Raw genomic sequence first — 20,270 nt, 5'->3', positions numbered from 1 at the left:
CAGATCTCCTCCGACCCCTGAATGAGGTGCCCGTGACCACCCCCCGAGCTGACGCATCCGGCCGACCCGCGGCGACGCCAGAGCCTTACCGGCTCACCGTGGTGGGTGGCGGGCCCAGGGCCACGTACGCCCTGGAGCGGCTGTCGGCGACGATCGACCGGCTGGGGGAGGGGCACCGCCTGGAGGTCCACCTCTACGAACGCACCGGCGCGTTCGGCGCGGGCCGCGCGCACGCCCCCGACCAGGCACGCACCAGCTACCTCAACCGCATCGGCGCCCAGGTGGGCTTCGCCGCCGACGAGACGGTGACCGGCGCCGGACCGCTGCGCCCGCCCGCCGAGCGGCCCACCCTGCACGAGTGGTGCCGCCGCCGCTTCGAGGAGACGGCAGACCCGGACCTCGACCTCGGCCCCGAGGACTGGCCCAAGCGCTACGTCCACGGACTGGCCCTGCGCGACATGTTCGACGCCTTCGCCGCGGACCTGCGCCGCCACCCCGGCGCCGAACTCCACCTGCACCACGCCGAGGTCGTGGACATCGCCCCCGCCGCCGGCGACCGGCTGGAGGTCGTCACCGCCGACGGCGACCGCCGCACCGCCGACGAGGTGCTCCTGCTGACGGGCCACTCGTACCACGACCCGGAGCGCTCCGCCGCGGACCGCCCGGCCACCGGCGGCGCGACCCGCCACGTACCGCACCCGTACCCGCTGGAGGAGGAGCTCGGCGCGGGCAGCTGCGGACCGGACACGGTCGTCGGCTGCGCCGGCATGGGCCTCACCGCCATCGACACGATCCTGCACCTCACCGAGGGCCGCGGCGGCACCTTCCACCAGGACGGACCGCGCCTGGTCTACCGGCCCTCCGGCCGGGAGCCCGCGGCCGTCGTCGCGTTCAGCGGCTCCGGCCTGTTCACCTTCGCCCGCCCCGACAACCACAAGCCCAGCGACGGCGGCGGCGACCACCCCGGCACCTTCCTGACGCGCGAGGCCGTCGACCAGCTGCGCGCCCACGTCGGCCGGCCCCCGGGCGGCGACGGCACGGGGCGCCGGCAGCTGGACTTCGAGCGCGACCTCCTGCCGCTGGTCGTCCTGGAGATGGCCCACCTGCACTACGTCACCCTCTTCGGGCCGGCCGTCGCCCTGCTGCTGACCCAGCGCGCACTCCCCGGCCACCTGGCCTTCGTGACCGGCACGCCCGCCGACGGGCCCGGCGCCCTGACCGCCCCGCTGGAACGCGCCGTGGACGAGATCGCCGACGTGCTGGAGGGCGTACTGCGCGGCAAGTGCTCACTGTTCGGGGCCCAGGCCACCGTGTCCTGGCCGGTCCGTGACGTGCTGCTGCACTGGACGAGGACCGTGTACGGGCCCACGGCCGAGGCCGAGGTCCGCCGGTGCGTCGACCGGTCCGTGCCGCCCGGCTCCGTGACCGACCCCCTCGACTCCGCATGGGGGCTGGAGACCTACCTCCACGGCAACCGCTTCGACTGGCACCGCGCCGTCTCCCCGGTCCCGCCCGCCGCCTCCCCCGAGGAGTTCCGCGCGTCGGTCGCCGCGTTCATGGCGCGGGACCAGCTGTGGGCCCGCCAGGGCAACCTGAGGAACCCCCACAAGGCCGCCGCCGACGGCGTCTGGCGCGACCTGCGCCAGGTCATCTCGTACGCCGTGGACCACGCGGGCCTGACCCCCGCCTCCCAGCGCCACTTCCTGGGGACCTACGTACGCCACCACAACCGGCTGGCCAACGGGGCCGCCGCCGAGATCATGGCCAAGATGGCCGCCCTGGTCGACTGCGGACTGCTCGACGTCGGCGCCGGACCGGGAGCGCGCACCCGGGTCGACGAGGCCAGCGGGAAGACCGTGGTCGAAGGCCCGCACACCGGCCTGTCCCGGCCCGTCGACGTCCTGGTCGAGGCCCGCATGCACGGCTTCGACCCGCGGCTCGACGTCCTCCCGCTCTACCGCAACCTCCTCGACCGGGGCGTGGTCCGGCTGTGGCGCAACGAGTCGGCGGACGGCGAGGTCTTCCAGCCGGGCGGCCTCGACCTGAGCCCGCGGTTCCACCCCGTCGCCCCGGACGGAACCCCGGACCCGCGGTTCACCGTCCTCGGGGTCCCCTCCGAGGGCGCCCGCTCCTTCCTGCTCTCCGCGCTGCGCCCGAACGCCGACCACTACGTCATGCGGGACACCCTCGTCTGGCTGGACGCCTTCTGGCCCAGAGCCACGGGCCGCTGACCCCTCCCGGCGGCCTGCGGAAACACCGATGGGCCCCCGCGCGAAGCGGGGGCCCATCGGTGTTTCCGCGCGTCTAGAACAAGTCGTCGACGACGCCCAGGGTGATGAACGCCGCCACCACCAGCACGGCGACGGTGATCAGTCCGGCGCGTCGCCAGGCCGGCACCGAGCAGACGGCGACGAGCGCCGGGCCCAGCGCCAGGGCGATCAGGTTCGGCGCGTCGGTGTCAGGGACGTCGTGCGGCGCGAGCGGGCCGATGATGGCCAGCGCGTACGCCTGCAGGGTGAGGGCGGCGGCCGTCACCGACTTCCGGGGCCGTACCCCCAGCAGCGGCAGGACGACGGCGAGGACGACCGCGGCCAGGGCCACCCATGTGAGGATGCCGATCAGCGGATGGAAGGTGATGCAGACGGACTGGCTGTCCGCGCAGGTGCGCTTCTCCTCGGCGTCGGCCCACTGCCACAGGGCGAGCGCCAGCCACCCTGTGAGGGCGCCGGCGAGGGCGGAGCCGAGAACACCGAAGGCCTTGTTCATGGGGGAAGCCTTTCAGAGGAACGGGCAGGGGCCCTGAGTACGGATACTCAGGGCCCCTTCAGCCGGAGGCTGTTACTTCATTTCCGGACTGTTGAGCGTGCTCTGCAGGGAGTTCGCGTACAGCCGAGCACCGGCGATCTTCGGGTGGAAGGACTGGGCGGAGGTCGGAGCATCCTCGTCACCCGGGGTCTTGTCCGTCACGATGCCGTGGATCGTCTCGGGCTTTCCACAGATCGCCTGGCCCTTGAAGTCGTCCGTGGGGTCGGAGAACCAGGCCTTGACGCCCGCGGCCCGCGCATCCGCGGCGGCGCCCGTCATCTCCTTGACCAGCAGGGCGCCGATCTCGTTGATCCAGGGCTGCTCGTCTCCGTTGATGCCCGGGATGCAGACGCTGCCCTCAAGGAGGGGCGGGTAGCCCATCAGCACGATCTTGGCGTTCGGCGCCCGCTCGGCGATCTCCTTGAGCGTCGTGACGATGGAGGGCCGGACCTTCTCCTTGATCAGCCGGGGTTCCGTGACCTTGAGATCCTCCGACTCGCCGTCCAGGCTCGCGCTCTGGCAGTTGAGGAGGACCGCCTTGTAGATGCACTCCTTGATCACGTCGGTGAAGCGGGCGTCGTTTCCGCCGATCGACATCGTCACCAGGGTGGTGTTCTGGTCGAGGTAGCCCTTGTCGAGCTGCGGGAGCTCGCCGTAGGAGGGCTGGCCGTACTGGCCTTCGGCGTTCTTGGCCTTGACCGAACCGATTCGGTCGTCCTTGGAGAGGATGTTCTCGGTCTGCGCACCGGAGCAGGCGATCAGGTGGTAGTCCATGTTGCCGTCACGGTCGTCCGACATGGCGCCGATCGACTTGGAGTAGCCCGGCAGTGTGGCCTGACGCGACCACGCGTGCTTGGACCGGTGGCAGGCGTTGCGGAGTTTTTTGTCCTTGCCGAGGAGGTCCGTCTCCTTGTAGTAGTCGCCGCCGCCCGAGACGGAGGCGCCTTCACCGGAGGAGTACGAGTCGCCCATGGCGACCACGAAGTTCGCCGGCTTGGCCCCGAGGGGTTGGAAGCCCACGGCGTCCCAGGCGATGTCCTCGGTGCCGTCACCGTCGATGCTGTGACTGTCGAGGACCACCTGGGGCGTGGCGGTGAAGTTGAAGACGCCGAGGTCCGCCCACTTGTTCTCCAGCACGCGCTGCGGCTGTACGCGCACGGGGCTCCTGGAGTCGGTTCCCTTGACCTGGTAGGAGGCCTGACGGGTGTGCGCGCCGTGGTCCGGGATGTGGACCCAGACGCGCATCCAGCCGCGGTTGGGCTTGTTCAGCGTCCAGGTACCGGAAGCGGCGAGCCTGGTGCCCTCGGCGGTGTTCTTGTCACGCGTGTGCGTGAACCAGAAGTGGTTGCGGAAGCCCGCGCCGATCTGGTGCGTGTCGATCTTGCTGGGGTAGACCCCGCCCGAGCCGCTGAAGGTGAACTGGAACGATCCGGCGGACTCGGCGTTGGCGCAGTTGCGCGCCCCGCCCGCGGGGTAGGTACCGTTCGGCATGTCGTCGACGACGAGCGTGCCCTCCGGCAGGCCGATGGTGCAGCGCGGCGGGTACGAGGCCTCGTCGGGCTGCTCCGGGTAGGTGTCGTTGAACCGGTGCACCGGGGTGCCGCACTGGGCGTCCTTGCAGTTCTTCCACGTGGCCGGCTTGTTGTACCAGCACTTCAGGTACAGCGGGTTCTTGCTGTCCGGGTCACCCGGCAGCAGGCAGGCGCCCTGGCCGGTCTTGTTCGAGTCGTTCTCTGCGATCTTGGACCTGTCGCAGTCGTTGGAGGCGTCGCAGAACAGCCCGATCGGAGGCATCGCGCGGGTGCGCTCGCCCGGGTTGAGCCACCAGGCCTCGCGGTAGCCGGCGCCGAAGGCGCCCGGCTTGGTCATCGCCTCGATCGGGCGCGCCGCCCAGCCGATCACCTTCTCCTGGTACGGCCAGTGCTGCGGGTTGGCGGCGTGGTAGTACGCGTTCCCGCCGCTGGCGTCCTCCAGGAAGGGAGTCCGGTTCGCCTTCCACAGCGGGTTCGCCGGGTTGTTGGTCCAGCCCACGCCCCACTTGCCGCTGTTGGCGCCCGCGGTCGACTTCGGGTGGTAGCCCGCGTTGTAGGCCCAGAGGGCGTACGTCCAGTTCTCGATCCACTTCGGGTGGCCGTCGTTGATGACCAGCCCGTCACGGCGAGTGGAGTTCCACTTCTCGATCAGGATGTTCACGCCGGAGGCGATGTTGGCCGCGTAGTCCAGGGCGACGGCCTCCTGCTGGACGGCCGTCTTGGGCTTCTCGTCCTTCTTCTCCTTGCCGTGCATGCGCATGCCGTCGGTCACCTGGGTGATGCCGTAACCGCAGTCGGCGTCCGCCCAGTCGATGGCCCAGGGGTCCTGCTGCTGGCCGTTGGAGGCGTACTTGACGCCGTAGAAGTTGCCGATCAGGGAGTTGGCGGTGACACCCGGGACGGCGTAGCGCGTGGCCTGCCACATGTTGGACTCCTGCGCGGTGATGCCGAGCATCACCTGCGAGGGCACGTGCCACTCGTCACCGCGGTCGGGAGTGCCGTTGGGGTCGCCGTCCAGCACCGTGAGCGGGAAGAGGGACTGCGGCGCGTACGCCGCCATGCCCGTGTTCTTCCAGTTCGCCGGACGGCTGGCGCCCTTGTTGAGCTGGCCGATGACGGTCTGGTTGACCGCCCACTCCACCTGCCGCGGTGTCGGCTGGAAGGCCTGCTTGCGGGGGTCGTTGCGCGGGACGGAGCAGTACCGGTCGGCGTCGACGGTGTCGTTGGCCGGAGCCGCCGCCGCGGCCGAGGAGACGGCGGAGGGGGCGTTCTTCGCGGCCGGCTTCGCGGCCGGGGCCGAACCGCCCGCGGCGTTCTCCAGGGCCGGAGAGGTGGCCTGGCCGTCCTTGAGGGACTTCTCGCCGCCGATCGGGTCCGAGGTCGGGAGGGCGTCGAGCTCGACGGTCCTGCCCGTGTCCAGGGCCTTGAGCGAGGTGCGCGCGGCGCGGGCGCTCAGCGTGTCCTCGGGACGCAGACGGGAGTCCTTGCCGTCGGCCCAGCGGGTCATGACCGAGGCCTGGCCCTCGCTGGAGACCGAGGACTCCTTGGCGATGCCGCCCGGGTTCTTCACCGCACCCGGCAGGTTGCCGGTGGTGGTGGCCGTACCGGTGACGAAGACGGTGCCGGACGGGGTGCGGGCCAGGTCGAAGGCCTCCAGCCGGCCGGTGGCCACCTGGGTGCCCGCGGCCGTGCCGTCGGCCTTCTTCACGTCGTCCGCGGTGACCCGGGCGACGGCGCCGGTGGGCTCGGGCGCGGCGGGACCGCCCTTCGCCGAGGGGGCGAGCAGGCTGCTGCCGGGCTTGGCGGCGTTCTTCGCGCCGGGCTCGACGCGGTCGATGTACGTGACGCCGCCCTCGGCGTCCGCCATCAGCTGGAACGGGACGGCCGAAGTCTTCTTGATCGGCAGGACCTTGGCGTCCTTGGCCACCTTGACCAGCGTCGGTCCCTGCGCGGCGACGATCTCGCCGTTGACCGGGATGGCCGAGGTCACCTGGCCGGGCACGGTCAGGACGTCCGACTTGGCCGTCGGGGCGTCGACCTTGACCAGGCGCGTCTCGTTCTTCGGGGCCGTCTCGTCCGCGAACTGCGAGAAGACGGCCGTGTCGCCCGTGCCGCAGCCCGGGGAGAAGTAGCCGAGGCTGGCCTGCACCGGCAGCTTGGTCACCTGACCGGTCTGCAGGTCGACGATGGCGGTGAAGGCACCGCGCGCCATGAGCTCCGGCTTGTTGGTGAAGGTGCGCGGCGCGTACGCGACGGCGGCGTGGTTGCCCGACCGGGTCAGGCAGGCGTTGCCGATCCAGGTGTCGGTGTCGAAGCCGGGCTCGGCCAGCGTGGCGGCGGTGCGCCACTTGTAGCCGTCCTTCTCGTCGGCGAGCAGGACGTGGAAGCCCGTGCCGTCGCCGGAGGTGGTCCACGCGCGGTCCTTGGACCCGCGGTAGTCCTTCCCAAGGGTCGCGGAGCGGTCCTTCTCCGGAACTGCCTCGGGTTTGGGCGCCTCGGCGCCGGGGGGTCGGGCGGCCGGGTCGGCCGTCGCGTTCGGGGGCGGCGTCGGGGCCGGGGCCGAGAAGGCCTGCGACGTCGAGACGCCGGCGGCCAGGGACAGGGTGATGGCGGCGGTCACGGGTATCCGCGCACGCCTCAGGCTACTTCGGTTCACTCTTCGCTCTCTCGCGGTGGAGCCGGCGGCAGGATCCGACCGGGCCACGGGGACGGACACCAGTGGCCAGGCTTGTAATGCTCATGTCAGATCAGTGCACGCCGGGGGTCCCGGTCTCCCGGCCGGCGGGACGCCGGGACGGAGGTGCCGGGTGGTGGCGGGTCTTGAGGCGCCGCTGCGGTCAGTTGCAGGAGCCGACGACGCGCATGTGGTCGACGACGACCTTGCCGGACTTCTTCATGTACGAGTACACGTGGCCGCAATAGCCGCGGTTCTGGTAGACGGGGCCGGCGTAGGACGTGTAGGTGCCGAAGTCCTGGGTGTCCGGGGTGGAGGTGTAGTTGTCCTTCAGACGGACGCCCATGTACTGGGCCGAGCCGGTCTCGTTGTGCAGCACGGCACAGGTCGGCTGGTCGTAGATCTGCGGGCCGGTCTCCTTGCCGTTGGTGTAGACGTACACCGTGGCGTAGCGGGTGGTGGCGCTCGGCAGGCGCTCCGCCAGGAGGATCTGCGTGTAGCCGGCGCCGCAGGCGGTGGCCCCCGCGGCGGCCGCCTGCCGGTTCGCCGCCACGAGGCTCTGGGTCGAGGCCGGTGCCTGGGCGGCGACGGTGAAGTGGCGCCCGGGGGTGTCGGCCACGGCGGCCTGCGGGGCGGCGACGCCCAGCGCCGCGAAGGTGGTCGCGGTGGCCAGGGTGATGCGCAGGGTGGTCTTCATCGACATGGGGTGGTCACTCCTCATGAACGTCCCGTAAGTGATGCGGGTCAGGAGGAGCGTCCGCCGTACGACTCGGATGGCCGGCCCCCCTCCGACGATCGCTTATGGGGAAGCTACCAATGTCGATTCCGGGAGAATGTACGCATAGCGGTCATATCGCCGCCAGGCGTCCGGAATTTAACCAGCGTGCACGAACCGGCTTTAGCCAAAGCTTAGTTGCACGCACCATGCGTCTTCCGGCGCGGGCATGCGGAGGAGCCGGGGCCACGCCGAGCGTGGCCCCGGCTCCGGAGCGCGATCCGTACCCGCCCGCACGGGCGTTACGGGCGGGTGACGCGGATCTGGTAGCCGCCGTCGCGCAGTTCGCCCACCACGGAGATGCTGATGCCGGCCTTCTCGTCGGTGAAGGTCTCACCCGGCCGGAACGGCGCGTCCGACAGCTCGGCGTGCACATTGGGCCGGCGGGTGCAGCCGCCGCTCGCGTCCGAGCTGTCCGAGACGGTCACCGGCCCGTTCCCGGTGTCCACGTCGGAGTCCACCTTGTAGATGAGGACGCCGGGCCGGCAGACGGCCTCGTCGTTGCCGGCCCGGGTCCGCACCTCCACGGCGTACCCGACGCTCTCCGACAGCGGCACGAAGGCCAGCTTCATGCCGCCCTCCACCGCCAGCGGCGTCAGTACGTGGTCGCTGGTGCCCGACTTCGACGCGCAGGAGATCTGCGTGCCGTCCAGCCAGCCCAGCTTCCACTTGTGCCAGCCCATCAGGTCGTTGTTGGCACCCCAGTCCTCGCTCATGATGTCCCAGTGCCCCACCGTGTTCCCGCCGTCGGAGGTGTAGAGGTCGGGGAGCCCGAAGACGTGCCCGTTCTCGTGCGGGAGCACCCGGTAGCCGGTCTCCCGGTAGGTCCCGGACCCGTCGTCCTGCCGGCTGTAGACGAAGGACGTGTTGGACAGCGGGACCCCGTCCGCAGTCGGCGCCTCGCCGTTGCCCGAGAAGGTCACCGACAGGACGGTGTCCAGGGCGGAGGGCCCGGCGTTCGGCGTGACCAGGATGTTGATCAGGTCGTACCGGCTGAAGTCCACCTCGGCGTCGGCGGCCTTCGCGATGTGCTCGACGAGCTGCCGGTAGCCCGGCTCGTACGAGGACCCGCGCTCGATCCCGTACGCCGCGAAGGGCATCGGCATCCGCAGCCAGGTCCTTATCGGAGCCTCGGCCCGGTAGGCCAGCCGGCCGTAGGAGCTGGTGCGGAACCAGTCGGAGGTCTGGGGGAAGAACTCCGCCAGCCGGTCCAGGGCCGTGCCCTCGCCCTTGGCGTCGGGGAAGTCGATCATCAGGTTCAGTGCCCGGACCTCACCCGTCGAGCGCGAGTACCCGGGCGGGGTCGGCATGCCCTCGGACATCTGCACGCCCATCGTCCCGGCGATCCGGCAGGGCGCGAGAGCCGATTCGACGGTCGTGGCCACCGGTCCGGCCGCGGACTGGCCCCGGCCGGATGTCCCCGTGCTCGCGGTCGCGCTGACGCCGATCGCCAGCGCGGTCAGGCCGATGTACGCGCCGGTGAGGCGTGGTCTGCGTATCCGGTGGCGGGTCTGCGTCATGGAGATCGCCTTCGGGTCCGCGGCAGCCGGCCCTCTCCGGTCTGCGCCCTGTGCGCTCACCCTCCGCCGGGCGCGCCGCGCCCGCGCGTCGGAAGAGGCCAAACGGTGAAGGGCGGCCCTCGGCAGCGTGACCCGGCTCACACGGAAGGGTGAAATAACCGGGGAGCCGTTCCCCGTTTGTACGTGAGTCCCGCCAAGCGGGGAGCGGCTCCCCGGTTGGCGAGTCGGCCCGCCCGTCCGATCCGTTCGTCACCGCCCCGGAAAGGCCCCGCGATGAAGCGCACCACCACGACCGCCGTGGCGGCCCCGCCCGCCCCGAAGGCGGCCGCGGGTCCGGCGGTCCCGGAGGCCGGCCGCTCCCGCGCCTCCCGCGAGGGCGCCGTTCCGCGACCTCGCGCGGACGCCGTCCGCAACCGCGAGCGGATCCTGGCGGCGGCCCGCGAGGCCTTCGTCGAATTCGGCTCGGCGGCCCCCCTCGACGAGGTGGCCCGCCGGGCGGGCATCGGCAACGCCACCCTCTACCGGCACTTCCCCGACCGCGACACCCTCGTCCACCACGTCGTGCTCTTCACCACGGAGCGGGTCACGGCCTCGGCCGAAGCCTCCCTCGCCGAGGAGCCCGACGCCTTCGCCGCGCTGTGCCGGTTCACGCACACCGCCGCCGACGAGCGGATCGGCGCCCTGTGCCCGATGCTCGCCGACGGCTTCGACCGCGACCACCCCGAACTCCTCGCGGCGCGCACCGCCTTGGCGGCGGCCGTCGGCACCCTGCTGGCCGCCGGCCAGGAGGCCGGACTGGTCCGCGCGGACATCGGCGCCGGCGACCTGATGGTCGCCCTGTCCCAGCTCAGCCGCCCCCTCCCGGGCACCGCCTGCTTCGACACCGACACCTTCGCCCACCGCCATCTCCAGCTCTTCCTCGACGGGCTGCGGGCCCCGGCCCACTCCGAACTCCCCGGTTCGGCGGCCACTTTGGAAGACCTGACGCTGAAAAACCCTGTGACACCGCCAAAGCTTACGAACTAGCCTTTTTCAGTCATTCCGCACAGTGAAGTGGGTATCCCCATGCCGAAAACAGCCGCGACACCCCCGTCGGCTGCCGATCCCAGCCGCTGGAAGGCGCTCGTCTTCATAGCCCTGGCCCAGCTGATGGTCGTCCTCGACGCGACCATCGTGAACATCGCCCTCCCCTCCGCCCAGACCGACCTCGGCATCTCCGACGGCAACCGCCAGTGGGTCATCACCGCGTACGCGCTGGCCTTCGGCGGACTGCTCCTCTTCGGCGGCCGCATCGCCGACAAGTGGGGCCGCAAGAACGCCTTCGTCGTCGGTCTCATCGGCTTCGCCCTGGCCTCCGCGCTCGGCGGCGCCGCGAACGGCGAGGCCATGATGCTCGGCGCCCGCGCCCTGCAGGGCGCCTTCGGCGCGCTCCTCGCACCGGCGGCCCTCTCCCTGCTCGCGGTGATGTTCACCGACGCCAAGGAGCGCGCGAAGGCCTTCGGCATCTACGGCGCGATCGCGGGCGGCGGCGGCGCCGTCGGCCTGATCCTCGGCGGCGTCCTCACCGAGTACCTCAACTGGCGCTGGACCTTCTTCGTCAACATCCCGTTCGCGATCGTCGCGGCCGTGGGTGCCTGGATGGTCATCCGCGAGCCCGCAGGCTCCCGCAACAGCGCCCCGCTGGACATCCCCGGTGTGGTCCTGTCCACCACCGGTCTCGTGGCCCTCGTGTACGGCTTCACCCGCGCCGAGTCGGCGGGCTGGTCGGACGCGGTCACCGTGGTCATGTTCGTCGCCTCGGCGGTCCTGCTGGCGGCGTTCGTCCTCGTCGAGTCCAAGGTGAAGTCCCCGTTGCTGCCGCTGCGCGTCCTGCTGGAGCGCAACCGCGGCGGTGTCTACCTCTCGCTCGGCCTGGCCGTCATCGCCATGTTCGGCCTGTTCCTCTTCCTCACCTACTACCTGCAGGTCGTCAAGGGCTTCTCGCCCGTCAAGACCGGCTTCGCCTTCCTGCCGATGATCGCGGGCATGATCCTGGGCTCCACCCAGATCGGTGCCCGCCTGATGACCCGCGTCGCACCGCGCCTGCTGATGGGCCCGGGCTTCCTGGTCGCCGCAGCCGGCATGCTGCTGCTGACCCAGCTGGAGGTCGGCTCCTCGTACCCGGCGCTGATCCTGCCGGCGCAGCTGCTGCTCGGCCTCGGCATGGGCACGGCCTTCATGCCGGCCATGTCCCTGTCCACGCACGGGGTGAACCCGGCCGACGCCGGTGTCGCCTCCGCCATGGTCAACACCTCGCAGCAGGTCGGCGGCGCCATCGGTACGGCGCTGCTGAACACCATCGCCGCATCGGCCACCACGGCGTACCTGACCGACCACGCCGCCGAGGCCGCCGGCGGCGGCGCCGCGGCCCAGCTGGTGCAGGCGCAGGCCATGGTCGAGGGCTACGCCTCCGCCATCTGGTGGGCGGTCGGCATCCTGGCCGCCAGCGCGGCCATCGCCCTGACGCTGATCAACACCGGCCGTCCGGGTGCGGGCGACCCGGTGGCCTCCGGGTCCGGCTCCGCCGAGGACGCCGGGTTCAAGGTCCCGGTGATCGCCCACTGAGCCCCTGAGCTCCGGCCGCGGGCCCGCGGGAATGACTGGACACCCCGCTTGGTTCAAATTTGAACCAAGCGGGGTTAGTCTTTTCGAGGCAGCCCTGTACGACGACGGAGGAGCGCCCCATGACCCCGGCCCCCGCACCCCAGGCCCCCATGGCCACCGGAGGGACGCGCATGCCGGCGCTGTACCTCAGCCACGGGGCGCCGCCGCTCGCGGACGACCCGCTCTGGCCGGGCGAGCTGGCCGCCTGGTCGGCGCAGCTGCCCCGCCCCACGGCGGTCCTCATGGTCTGCGCCCACTGGGAGGAGGCCCCCCTGGCCCTCGGTGCCACCGAACCCGCCCCGCTGGTCTACGACTTCTGGGGCTTCCCCGAGCACTACTACCGGGTCCGCTACGACGCCCCGGGCGCCCCGCGGCTCGCCGCCTCGGTCCGGGCGCTGCTCCGGGCCCCCGGCACCCCGGTCCAGGACATCCCGGACCGCGGCCTGGACCACGGCGCGTACGTCCCGCTCGTGGAGATGTTCCCGGAGGCCGACATACCGGTCCTCCAGATATCCATGCCGACGCTGGACCCGCGCCGCCTGATGGACATCGGCCGCAAGCTCACACCCCTGCGCGACGAGGGCGTCCTCATCGTCGGCAGCGGCTTCTTCACCCACAACCTGGCCGCGCTGCGCCACACCGGCCCGGGCGTCCCCGCCTGGTCCGCGGAGTTCGACGCGTGGGGCCGCGAGGCACTGGCCGCCGGCGACCTGGACTCGCTGCTCGACTTCGAGGCCAAGTCCCCCTCCGGCCGCCTGGCCCATCCCCGTACGGAACACTTCGCCCCGCTCTTCGTCACCCTCGGCGCGGCCGAAGCCGCCGGCGACCTCACGACCCGCCGCGACCCGGTGGAAGGCTTCTGGATGGGCCTCTCGAAGCGCAGCCTCCAGTTCGGCTAGTCCGCCCGGCCCGGTCCGGTGATCTCCTCCCCGATGGTGAACCCCTTGGCCGGCCCGTCCGAGAGGGTCACGCCCGCGCGGTATGCGGCCCGGACCTCGTCGGCGTAAACGGCCGCTTCCGGGTCGGGAGAGGACAGTACGGTGATGGTGCCGCCCTCGTCGAAGTCGTCGATGAGCACGTAGACGGGAATGCCGGCCCGGGCGTATTCGCGCCGCTTGCGGGTGCGGTGGCGGGTGATGCCGTCGCTGCCGGGGGAGACGACCTCGACGATCAGCCGGACGGCGGACGCGTCGATGCCCAGCCCGTCCTCGGTGACGTGCTCCTCGGCGTCCTCCCGCGCCACGAAGAGGTCCGGGATCCAGACCTTGCGACGGCGGATGACGTTCGTGTCCTGCCAGGCGGCGAACTCGCTCTGGGCGAGGTGGAGGACGAGCCGGTCCCGCAGGCGATTGACGATCCGGCTGTGTGCGTAGCGCCCCGTGGGTGACACCTCGATGAACCCCTCGACGATCTCGGCGTGGTAGCCCTCGGGGAGTTCGATGGCCTTCCACGCCTGCCACAGGGCGTCGTCGAGGTCCGACGGGGAAGTCGTGACCTTCGACATCGCAGCCTCCTGCGTCTCGTGTGCGAGAGCGGTCATGGTTCAGCACCTCCTCATCAGTGTGGGCGTCGCCGACCGGGCGGCACAAGCGACGCCCGGACGCTACGGAAATGGTGTCCTGTGCCACCGGGATATGCCCGCGTGTCACCCGGGCGGGTGGCCGACTCCGCGCGGTTGTGGGCGTAAAAAGCCGGTTCCGGGGTATTCGGGCACTCGATCGTCAGTCCAGGCAACCGGAAGCCGGTGGGGGTCGTCTTCAGGGTGGGAGTGCAGTCGGGAACGATGCTGTCCCGGAGTGAACGCGGTGCGCCGAGCGTGACGGCCGTCTCACGGACTGGTGGCCGCACGAGTCCTGGAGGTGGCGTCGGATCGGCCCTCGTTCCGGGTCTGACCTGCACCTCTTCGAGGACCCGCGGTATACGACCCCGTCTCGTGGCGGGGCAGCATACTGCAAGATCTCGAAAAAGAGGGACCAGCGTGGGAATTCTGTCCCGTTTCCAGTCGTTGTTTCCTTCGGAAGCGGGCACTCGGGAGAGTGTCCGAGGGCGCACCACCGCAGCACCGGTGGCCGTCCGGCAGCCGCACCGCGACCGAACTCATCGCAAGGGAGCACGCATGGCAACCCGCGCCGTCGCCCGCCGTCAGTCCACGAGCAGCGCACGCGCTGTGGGCGGGGAGATCGCAGACCGCGACCTGGTCGGCATGTACCTGGACGAGATCGCGCGCACCCCGCTCCTCGACGCCGCCAAGGAAGTGGAGCTCTCCCAGATCATCGAGGCCGGTGTCTACGCCCAGCAGATCCTCGAAGGCGCGGCAGAGCGCGACGGGGACACCCCCACCCGCGAGGAACTGGAGGCGCTGGCCGCCGAAGGGGAGCGGGCCAAGGAAGTCTTCATCCGCTCCAACCTCCGCCTCGTCGTCGCCGTCGCCCGGCGCTATCCGCGCAGCGGCCTGCCCCTCCTCGACCTGATCCAGGAGGGCAACGCCGGCCTGGTCCGCGCCGTGGAGAAGTTCGACTACACCAAGGGCTTCAAGTTCTCCACGTACGCCACGTGGTGGATCCGCCAGGCGATCACCCGGTCCATCGCCGACCAGTCGCGCACCATCCGCCTCCCCGTCCACCTCGTCGAGGAGCTCGGCCGGATCCGCCGGATCCAGCGCGAGTTCAACCGCGAGAACGGCCGCGAGCCGGAGCACGCCGAGATCGCCGCCGAGCTGGACTCGACGGAGAAGCGCGTCGGCGACGTACTGGACTGGGCGCGAGACCCGGTCAGCCTGAACATGTCGGTGGACGACGAGGGCGACACGCAGTTCGGCGACCTCCTGGAGGACACCTCGGCGATCTCCCCCGAGCAGTCCGTGCTCTCGCTGCTGCGCAGCGAGGAGCTGGAGGACCTGCTCGGCAAGCTCGACCAGCGCACCGCGTCGATCATCAAGATGCGGTACGGGATCGACGACGGCCGCGAGCGGACCCTGACGGAGGTCGGCAAGCAGCACGGCCTGACCCGCGAGCGGATCCGCCAGATCGAGAAGCACGCCCTGCTGGAGCTGAAGCGGATGGCGCGCGACACCGGCTTCGACGCGGTCGCCTAGCCACCCGCCGTCGAGCCCCCTGTACGAGCCCCGGTGCCTATCCCCCCCAGGCGCCGGGGCTCCCCCTGCCCGGTGGCCCGGCCCGCCACTGCACGTCCCGCTACCCGTCCGCCCCCGCGAGGGAGCCGGCCCCGCTCAGCCGTGCCCCCAGCGTGCGGGCCGCCTCCGCCAGGGATCTCGGCTCCCGCACCGTGAAGGCCAGGCCCGTCAGGGCCAGTCGGGCCGCCAGCCACTCCGGCGCGTCCCTGCTGTCGAAACGGACCACGGTCGGCGTCCCCCCGCCCGGCACGGCGTCCGCCCGCAGCCACTCCGGCAGCTCCGCGGCCCCCGCCTCGAAGGCGACCTCCACCGCGTACGCCTGCGTGCCGTGCGAGCCGAGCCCCCGCCGTACGAACTCCTGCGCGTCCATCGGCAGCTCCCGCGGCGCGAACCGGGCGCCCGTCGCGAACGCCTCGGCCACCCGGTCCACCCGGAAGGTCCGCCAGTCCTCCCGCTCCATGTCGTAGGCGACCAGGTACCACCGGCTGCCGGTACTGACGAGCCGGTACGGCTCCACCAGCCGCCGCGACTCGGCCCCGTCGCGCGCCCGATAGGCGAACCGCAGCCGCTCCGGTCCCGCCACCGCCGACGCCATGGTCGTCAGCGTCCGGGGGTCCACGCTGGCCCCGTCCCCGCGCGTCAGCGCGATCGTGGCCGACTGCAGCGCCCCCACCCGGTACCGCAGCCGCGACGGAAGGACCTGCTCCAGCTTCGCCAGGGCCCGTACGGAGGCCTCCTCGACCCCCTCGATCGCGTGCCCGGCACCCGCCCGCAGCCCCACCGCGATCGCGACGGCCTCCTCGTCGTCGAGCAGCAGCGGCGGCATCGCCGCACCCGCCACCAGGCGGTAGCCGCCCTCGGCGCCGAGCGTGGCCTCCACCGGGTAGCCGAGCTCCCGCAGCCGCTCGATGTCGCGCCGGATGGTCCGCGAGCTCACCCGCAGCCGCTCCGCCAACTCGCTCCCGGGCCACTCGCGCGGGGTCTGGAGGAGGGACAGCAGGGACAGCAGCCGTGCCGGTGTGTCGGTCATGTGATCCAGGTTGCCAGCGAAATAGGACACTCACTGACCTACATCCCGTCTAGGTTTCTCCTCATGACCACCGAGACGTCCAAGACATCGCCCGAAAGAGAGAACGGGCCCGTACAAGAAGAGCGGAACGACGTAGCCCACGACGCACCCAGCTCACCCCCCGACCGCCGCCGCTGGCTGGCGCTCGCCATCGTGATGACCGCGGCCTTCATGGACCTGGTCGACGTCACGATCGTCAACATCGCGATCCCCACCATGCGCCAGAACTTCGGCGCCTCCACCAGCGCGATCCAGTGGATCACCGCCGGCTACGCGCTCGCCTTCGCCGCGGGTCTCATCACCGGCGGCCGTCTCGGTGACATCTACGGGCGCAAGCGCCTCTTCCTCATCGGCATATCCGGCTTCACCGCCGCCTCGCTGCTCTGCGGAATCGCGGCCGACCCGGCCATGCTCGTCGCCTCCCGCATCCTCCAGGGCGCCATGGCCGCCATGATGGTGCCGCAGGTACTGGCCATCATCCACGTCACCTTCCCGCCCCAGGAGCGCGGCAAGGTCTTCGGGATGTTCGGCGCGATCGTGGGCCTCGGCGCCGTCTCCGGCCCCATGCTCGGCGCGCTGCTCACCGAGTGGAACCTCTTCGGCCTCGAATGGCGCCCGATCTTCCTGATCAACCTGCCCGTCGGCATCGCGGGCGTGATCCTGGGCCGCAAGTTCATCAGCGAGTCCAAGGCCCCCCAGGCCCTGCGGCTGGACCTGGTCGGCGTCGTCCTCGCGACGCTCGCCCTCGTCATGCTGATCTTCCCGCTCACCCAGGGCCGGGAGAACGGCTGGCCGCTGTGGGGCTTCGTCTGCATGATCGCGTCGCCGTTCGTCTTCGCCGCGTTCATCGCGTACGAGAAGTACAAGATCAAGAAGGACGGCTCCCCGCTCGTCGAGCTCTCCCTCTTCAAGGTCAAGAGCTTCGCCGGCGGCATCGCGGTCCAGCTGACGTTCGGCATCGCGACCGGCATCTTCTTCCTGGTCTGGACGCTCTACATGCAGATGGGCCTCGGCTGGAGCGCCCTGCGCGCGGGCACCACCGGCATCCCCTTCTCCATCGCCGTCTCCGTGGCCGCGGGCCTCTCGGTCGAGAAGCTCGTCCCGCGTTTCGGCCGCAAGGTCCTCCAGGCGGGCGCCCTGGTCATGGCCGCCGGCCTGATCCTCTACATCTGGGAGTCCGAGCACTACGGCATGGAGATAGCCTCCTGGCAGATGGCCGCCCCGCTGGTCCTCATGGGCGTCGGCATGGGCCTGATCGTCGCTCCGCTCAACGACACCACGCTGTCCGAGGTGCCGCGCCGTGACGCGGGCTCGGCCTCCGGCCTGATCAACACCACCGGCCAGATGGGCAACGCGCTGGGCCTCGCCCTGACCTCCGTCGTCTTCTTCGGGCTGATCGAGGACGACATGGCCTTCGGCTCCCCCTACGTCGAGGCCTTCCGCGGCGCGCTCTGGTGGGTCGTGGGCGTGCTGGTCGTGATCTCCGTGGTGATGTTCATGCTGCCGCGCAAGGCGATCCCGATGGAGGAGCGCGAAGGCGCCGCCGAACACACGGGCAGCACCCCGGAGAAGGTGCCCGCCCTCTAGGTCGTGTCCGCCCAGGCCCCGGCCTCGCCTTCTTCCACGGACATGCCCGCCCGCCAGGGGCGGGCATGTCCGCTTTTCTTTGGCCGCCCGCGAAACGGTGGGCTCGGGCGCAGCCGCCCTGGCCGGCTTCCTGATCGCCGGCGGCCGACGGACCCGGCGCCCTCTGCTCCGGCCTGGCCCACGGCGCGGGCCGCGGACCGGCTGCCCGGACCGGTTCGCCGAACCCGGGACGCCCTGACGCGGCCGGGGGCGGGGAGGGGGCTCAGCCGACGCGGGCGCGCAGCTCCATCGCCCCGCGCGCGGCGGCCTCGTTCTCGTACACCTCGCACATGTGCCGCCCGTCGGGCGTCGCCGTGTGCTCGACCTCCCACAGGCTCAGCTCGGTCCCGTCCAGCAGCACGAAGGCGTGCTCGTACAGGTGGAAGCCCGCGCCCCGCCCGTTCGGTAGGAACTGCCGCGTGCCGAACGCCTGCGTGATGTGGTGCGCGTACGCCGACCGCAGCAGCGCCGCCACCTCTTCGCCGGGCCGGTCCGGGTTCTCCGCGCGGCGCAGCACCCGCCGGGCGTGGTCGGCGGACTCCTCCACCGCGTACTCCCAGGGCCGGGCCGGCGGCTCCGGGGCGGCGAACAGCGAGCCGAGCACCGCCGGGTCGTCGTCGTGCTCCTCCTCACCCGGGAGCGGCAGCGGATCGGGGACCGCCCCGGCGGCGGCCTCGCCGAACAGCCGGGCAACCGCCAGGCAGGTCTCCGCCCTGCCCGCGAACACCTCGTGCCGCACGGTCCGGTCGCCCTCCAGCCGGTACGACAGCTCCCACAGCGAGACCGAGCCGCCGTCGGCCAGCAGATAGGTGTGCCGGCGCGTCTCCCGCCAGACGCCCGCCGCCGGGTTGTGGTGGGTGGTGCAGAGCGAAGAGCTGTGGGCGAGCGCCGTGCCGAGGCGCTCGACCAGCCGGTCGGGCAGGTCGAAGGAGTTGAGGGCGCGGCCGAGGAGTCGGTCGAGGTGCGCCTCGGTTGTCTCGTACGGATCGCTCAAGGTGGGTCTCCAGGCCGTCGCAGCTTGTCACTTCGCGGAAGCTCAACGTAACCCCTGGCTCTGACATCACGTCCGGGGTTCGGTAAAACGTCCGGGAAGCATCGGCGGTTCCCGCCACACCTTCAGGTCAACTTGCGTACGGCTGGGCATGGTTGGACCCGCTCTGGGTGGAAGCGGGGGACTATGGGCCACATGGCAACGAATACAGTGGACGTCCCGCGCCAACAGAGTCGGCCCCGAAGCGGCCACGAGGACCAACGGGACGCGGCCCCAAGGGGCTTGGCGTGGCTGCTTGCCGTCACCGGGGGGGCCGGGGTGCTGGCGTCCTGGGTGATCACCCTGGACAAGTTCCTCCTGCTGGAGGACCCCGACTTCAAGCCCGCCTGCAGTCTCAACCCGGTGGTCTCCTGCGGCAGCGTGATGCAGAGCGAGCAGGCACAGGCCTTCGGCTTCCCCAACCCCATGCTGGGACTGGTCGCCTACGCCGTCGTCGTCTGCGTCGGCGCGGGCCTGCTGGCGGGCGCCCGCTATCGCGGCTGGTTCTGGCTCGGACTGAACGCCGGGACGGTCCTCGGCGTGGGCTTCTGCAGCTGGCTGATGGTCCAGTCGCTCTACGAGATCAACGCGCTCTGCCTGTGGTGCTGCCTGGCCTGGGTCGCGACCCTGCTGATGTTCTGGGCGGTCACCGCGCACAACGTCCGTACGGGCGTGCTCCCCGCCCCCGGCCCGCTGCGGGTCTTCTTCACCGAGTTCGGCTGGGCCCCGCCCGCCCTGCACATCGGGGTGATCGGGATGCTGGTCCTCACCCGGTGGTGGGACTTCTGGACCGGCTGACCGCCGCGTGCGCGGCACGTGCGGGGGCCCCGGCAGCTGGACGCTGCCGGGGCCCTGTCACATCACTGGGCGGGCTCGTCGGCCCGGACCCCCGCGCGGGGCGGGGGGAGCGGAGATCAGCTGCCGACGGAGCCGTTGCCGGACAGGATCGGGATGTTGTCCAGGATGTGGGAGAGCGGCTCGTCGCCCTTGGCCTGGGTGGAGTTCTCGGTGCACTGCTGGTTCTGCGGGTTGGACAGCACGTTGATGTCCTGGACGCCGATGTTGAGCGCGGCGATCAGCGACTGGGCGTTGACCTTCGCCGGCAGGCCGATGCAGGGCTTGTTCAGGGAGCCCTGGACCAGGCTGAGCTGGGGGCTCTGGTCGCCGTGGGTCTTCTGGTTGCCGTAGATCTGCTGGGCACCATTGCCGTTGACGGTGTTGACCCCGTTGTCGTTGCCGATGGCCATGGCCGGGGCCGCGGCAGCAGCGCCCGCGCCGACGGCAACGGTGGAAACCGCGGCGGCGGTCATGAACTTCTTGAACATCTTGATCCTTTTGTCGCACGAGTGCCCGCTGATGGAGCGCCCTGATCAACTGCCCGGTCAGGAGGTTGGTTCCGCTGCTTCACTCAAACGGCCCGCGCGCCGCGAAGTTTTCCCCACCCCGGGTGAGCCGCCTGCGGA

General features: G+C 71.2%; 15 protein-coding genes. 7 read left to right on the top strand and 8 right to left on the bottom strand.

Going from position 1 to position 20,270, the window contains the following annotated elements; genetic code table 11:
- Nucleotides 1-32 precede the first annotated feature (32 nt).
- Nucleotides 33-2,231 carry an FAD/NAD(P)-binding protein gene (locus ACZ3X1_RS19575; protein WP_467280413.1) on the top strand — a complete coding sequence of 733 codons (2,199 nt, stop codon included), beginning with the start codon at nt 33-35 and terminating at the stop codon, nt 2,229-2,231.
- 73 nt (nt 2,232-2,304) lie between these two features.
- On the opposite strand, the gene ACZ3X1_RS19570 is transcribed toward ACZ3X1_RS19575, so the two are convergent.
- The 4 genes from ACZ3X1_RS19570 to ACZ3X1_RS19555 all read right to left on the bottom strand — a co-directional run bounded on the left by ACZ3X1_RS19570 (nt 2,305) and on the right by ACZ3X1_RS19555 (nt 9,306).
- On the bottom strand, nt 2,305-2,766 hold the full coding sequence (locus ACZ3X1_RS19570; RefSeq protein ID WP_467280412.1) for a hypothetical protein: 462 nt from the start codon (nt 2,764-2,766) through the stop codon (nt 2,305-2,307).
- Nucleotides 2,767-2,838: 72 nt separating this feature from the next.
- Nucleotides 2,839-6,957, bottom strand: coding sequence for a golvesin C-terminal-like domain-containing protein (locus tag ACZ3X1_RS19565; RefSeq protein WP_467280411.1), 4,119 nt, complete (start codon nt 6,955-6,957; stop codon nt 2,839-2,841).
- A gap of 217 nt (nt 6,958-7,174) precedes the next feature.
- A complete protein-coding gene (locus ACZ3X1_RS19560) occupies nt 7,175-7,714 on the bottom strand; it encodes a hypothetical protein (RefSeq protein ID WP_356811824.1) in 540 nt (179 codons plus the stop codon).
- Nucleotides 7,715-8,028: 314 nt separating this feature from the next.
- Nucleotides 8,029-9,306: a M6 family metalloprotease domain-containing protein gene (locus tag ACZ3X1_RS19555; RefSeq protein ID WP_356811825.1), complete on the bottom strand. Its 1,278-nt coding sequence runs from the start codon at nt 9,304-9,306 to the stop codon at nt 8,029-8,031.
- Between the two features lie 273 nt (nt 9,307-9,579).
- On the opposite strand from ACZ3X1_RS19555, the gene ACZ3X1_RS19550 reads away from it, so the two are divergent.
- The 3 genes from ACZ3X1_RS19550 to ACZ3X1_RS19540 all read left to right on the top strand — a co-directional run bounded on the left by ACZ3X1_RS19550 (nt 9,580) and on the right by ACZ3X1_RS19540 (nt 12,848).
- On the top strand, nt 9,580-10,332 hold the full coding sequence (locus ACZ3X1_RS19550) for a TetR/AcrR family transcriptional regulator (protein WP_356811826.1): 753 nt from the start codon (nt 9,580-9,582) through the stop codon (nt 10,330-10,332).
- Nucleotides 10,333-10,371: 39 nt separating this feature from the next.
- The gene (locus ACZ3X1_RS19545) at nt 10,372-11,910 is read left to right on the top strand and encodes an MFS transporter (RefSeq protein WP_356811827.1); all 1,539 of its coding nucleotides are present in this window, start codon (nt 10,372-10,374) and stop codon (nt 11,908-11,910) included.
- A 119-nt stretch (nt 11,911-12,029) separates the two neighbouring features.
- A complete protein-coding gene (locus ACZ3X1_RS19540; RefSeq protein WP_467280410.1) occupies nt 12,030-12,848 on the top strand; it encodes a dioxygenase family protein in 819 nt (272 codons plus the stop codon).
- Here the strand turns inward: ACZ3X1_RS19540 and ACZ3X1_RS19535 are convergent.
- Nucleotides 12,845-13,489, bottom strand: coding sequence for a Uma2 family endonuclease (locus tag ACZ3X1_RS19535; RefSeq protein ID WP_467280409.1), 645 nt, complete (start codon nt 13,487-13,489; stop codon nt 12,845-12,847). The genes ACZ3X1_RS19540 and ACZ3X1_RS19535 overlap by 4 nt on opposite strands.
- Before the next feature lie 576 nt (nt 13,490-14,065).
- On the opposite strand from ACZ3X1_RS19535, the gene ACZ3X1_RS19530 reads away from it, so the two are divergent.
- A complete protein-coding gene (locus ACZ3X1_RS19530; RefSeq protein ID WP_356811830.1) occupies nt 14,066-15,043 on the top strand; it encodes a sigma-70 family RNA polymerase sigma factor in 978 nt (325 codons plus the stop codon).
- Between the two features lie 100 nt (nt 15,044-15,143).
- Here the strand turns inward: ACZ3X1_RS19530 and ACZ3X1_RS19525 are convergent, their stop codons facing one another.
- Nucleotides 15,144-16,112, bottom strand: a complete 969-nt coding sequence (locus ACZ3X1_RS19525) for a helix-turn-helix transcriptional regulator (RefSeq protein ID WP_467280407.1) — start codon at nt 16,110-16,112, stop codon at nt 15,144-15,146.
- 63 nt (nt 16,113-16,175) lie between these two features.
- On the opposite strand from ACZ3X1_RS19525, the gene ACZ3X1_RS19520 reads away from it, so the two are divergent.
- On the top strand, nt 16,176-17,738 hold the full coding sequence (locus ACZ3X1_RS19520; protein WP_467280406.1) for an MFS transporter: 1,563 nt from the start codon (nt 16,176-16,178) through the stop codon (nt 17,736-17,738).
- 262 nt (nt 17,739-18,000) lie between these two features.
- Here the strand turns inward: ACZ3X1_RS19520 and ACZ3X1_RS19515 are convergent, their stop codons facing one another.
- Entirely contained in the window at nt 18,001-18,771 is a 771-nt protein-coding gene (locus ACZ3X1_RS19515) for a DUF6227 family protein (RefSeq protein ID WP_467280405.1), read from the bottom strand.
- A 192-nt stretch (nt 18,772-18,963) separates the two neighbouring features.
- Here ACZ3X1_RS19515 and ACZ3X1_RS19510 point away from each other — a divergent pair, with 192 nt between their 5' ends.
- Complete coding sequence (locus ACZ3X1_RS19510) at nt 18,964-19,605, top strand: vitamin K epoxide reductase family protein (RefSeq protein WP_467280404.1); 642 nt, start codon at nt 18,964-18,966, stop codon at nt 19,603-19,605.
- A gap of 116 nt (nt 19,606-19,721) precedes the next feature.
- Here the strand turns inward: ACZ3X1_RS19510 and ACZ3X1_RS19505 are convergent, their stop codons facing one another.
- A complete protein-coding gene (locus tag ACZ3X1_RS19505; RefSeq protein ID WP_467280403.1) occupies nt 19,722-20,132 on the bottom strand; it encodes a rodlin in 411 nt (136 codons plus the stop codon).
- Nucleotides 20,133-20,270: the final 138 nt, after the last annotated feature.

The organism is Streptomyces sp. NPDC023541 (genome assembly GCF_055559995.1).
The sequence above is the reverse complement of the archived record's forward strand: the minus strand, read 5'-3'. Positions and strand labels throughout refer to the sequence as shown.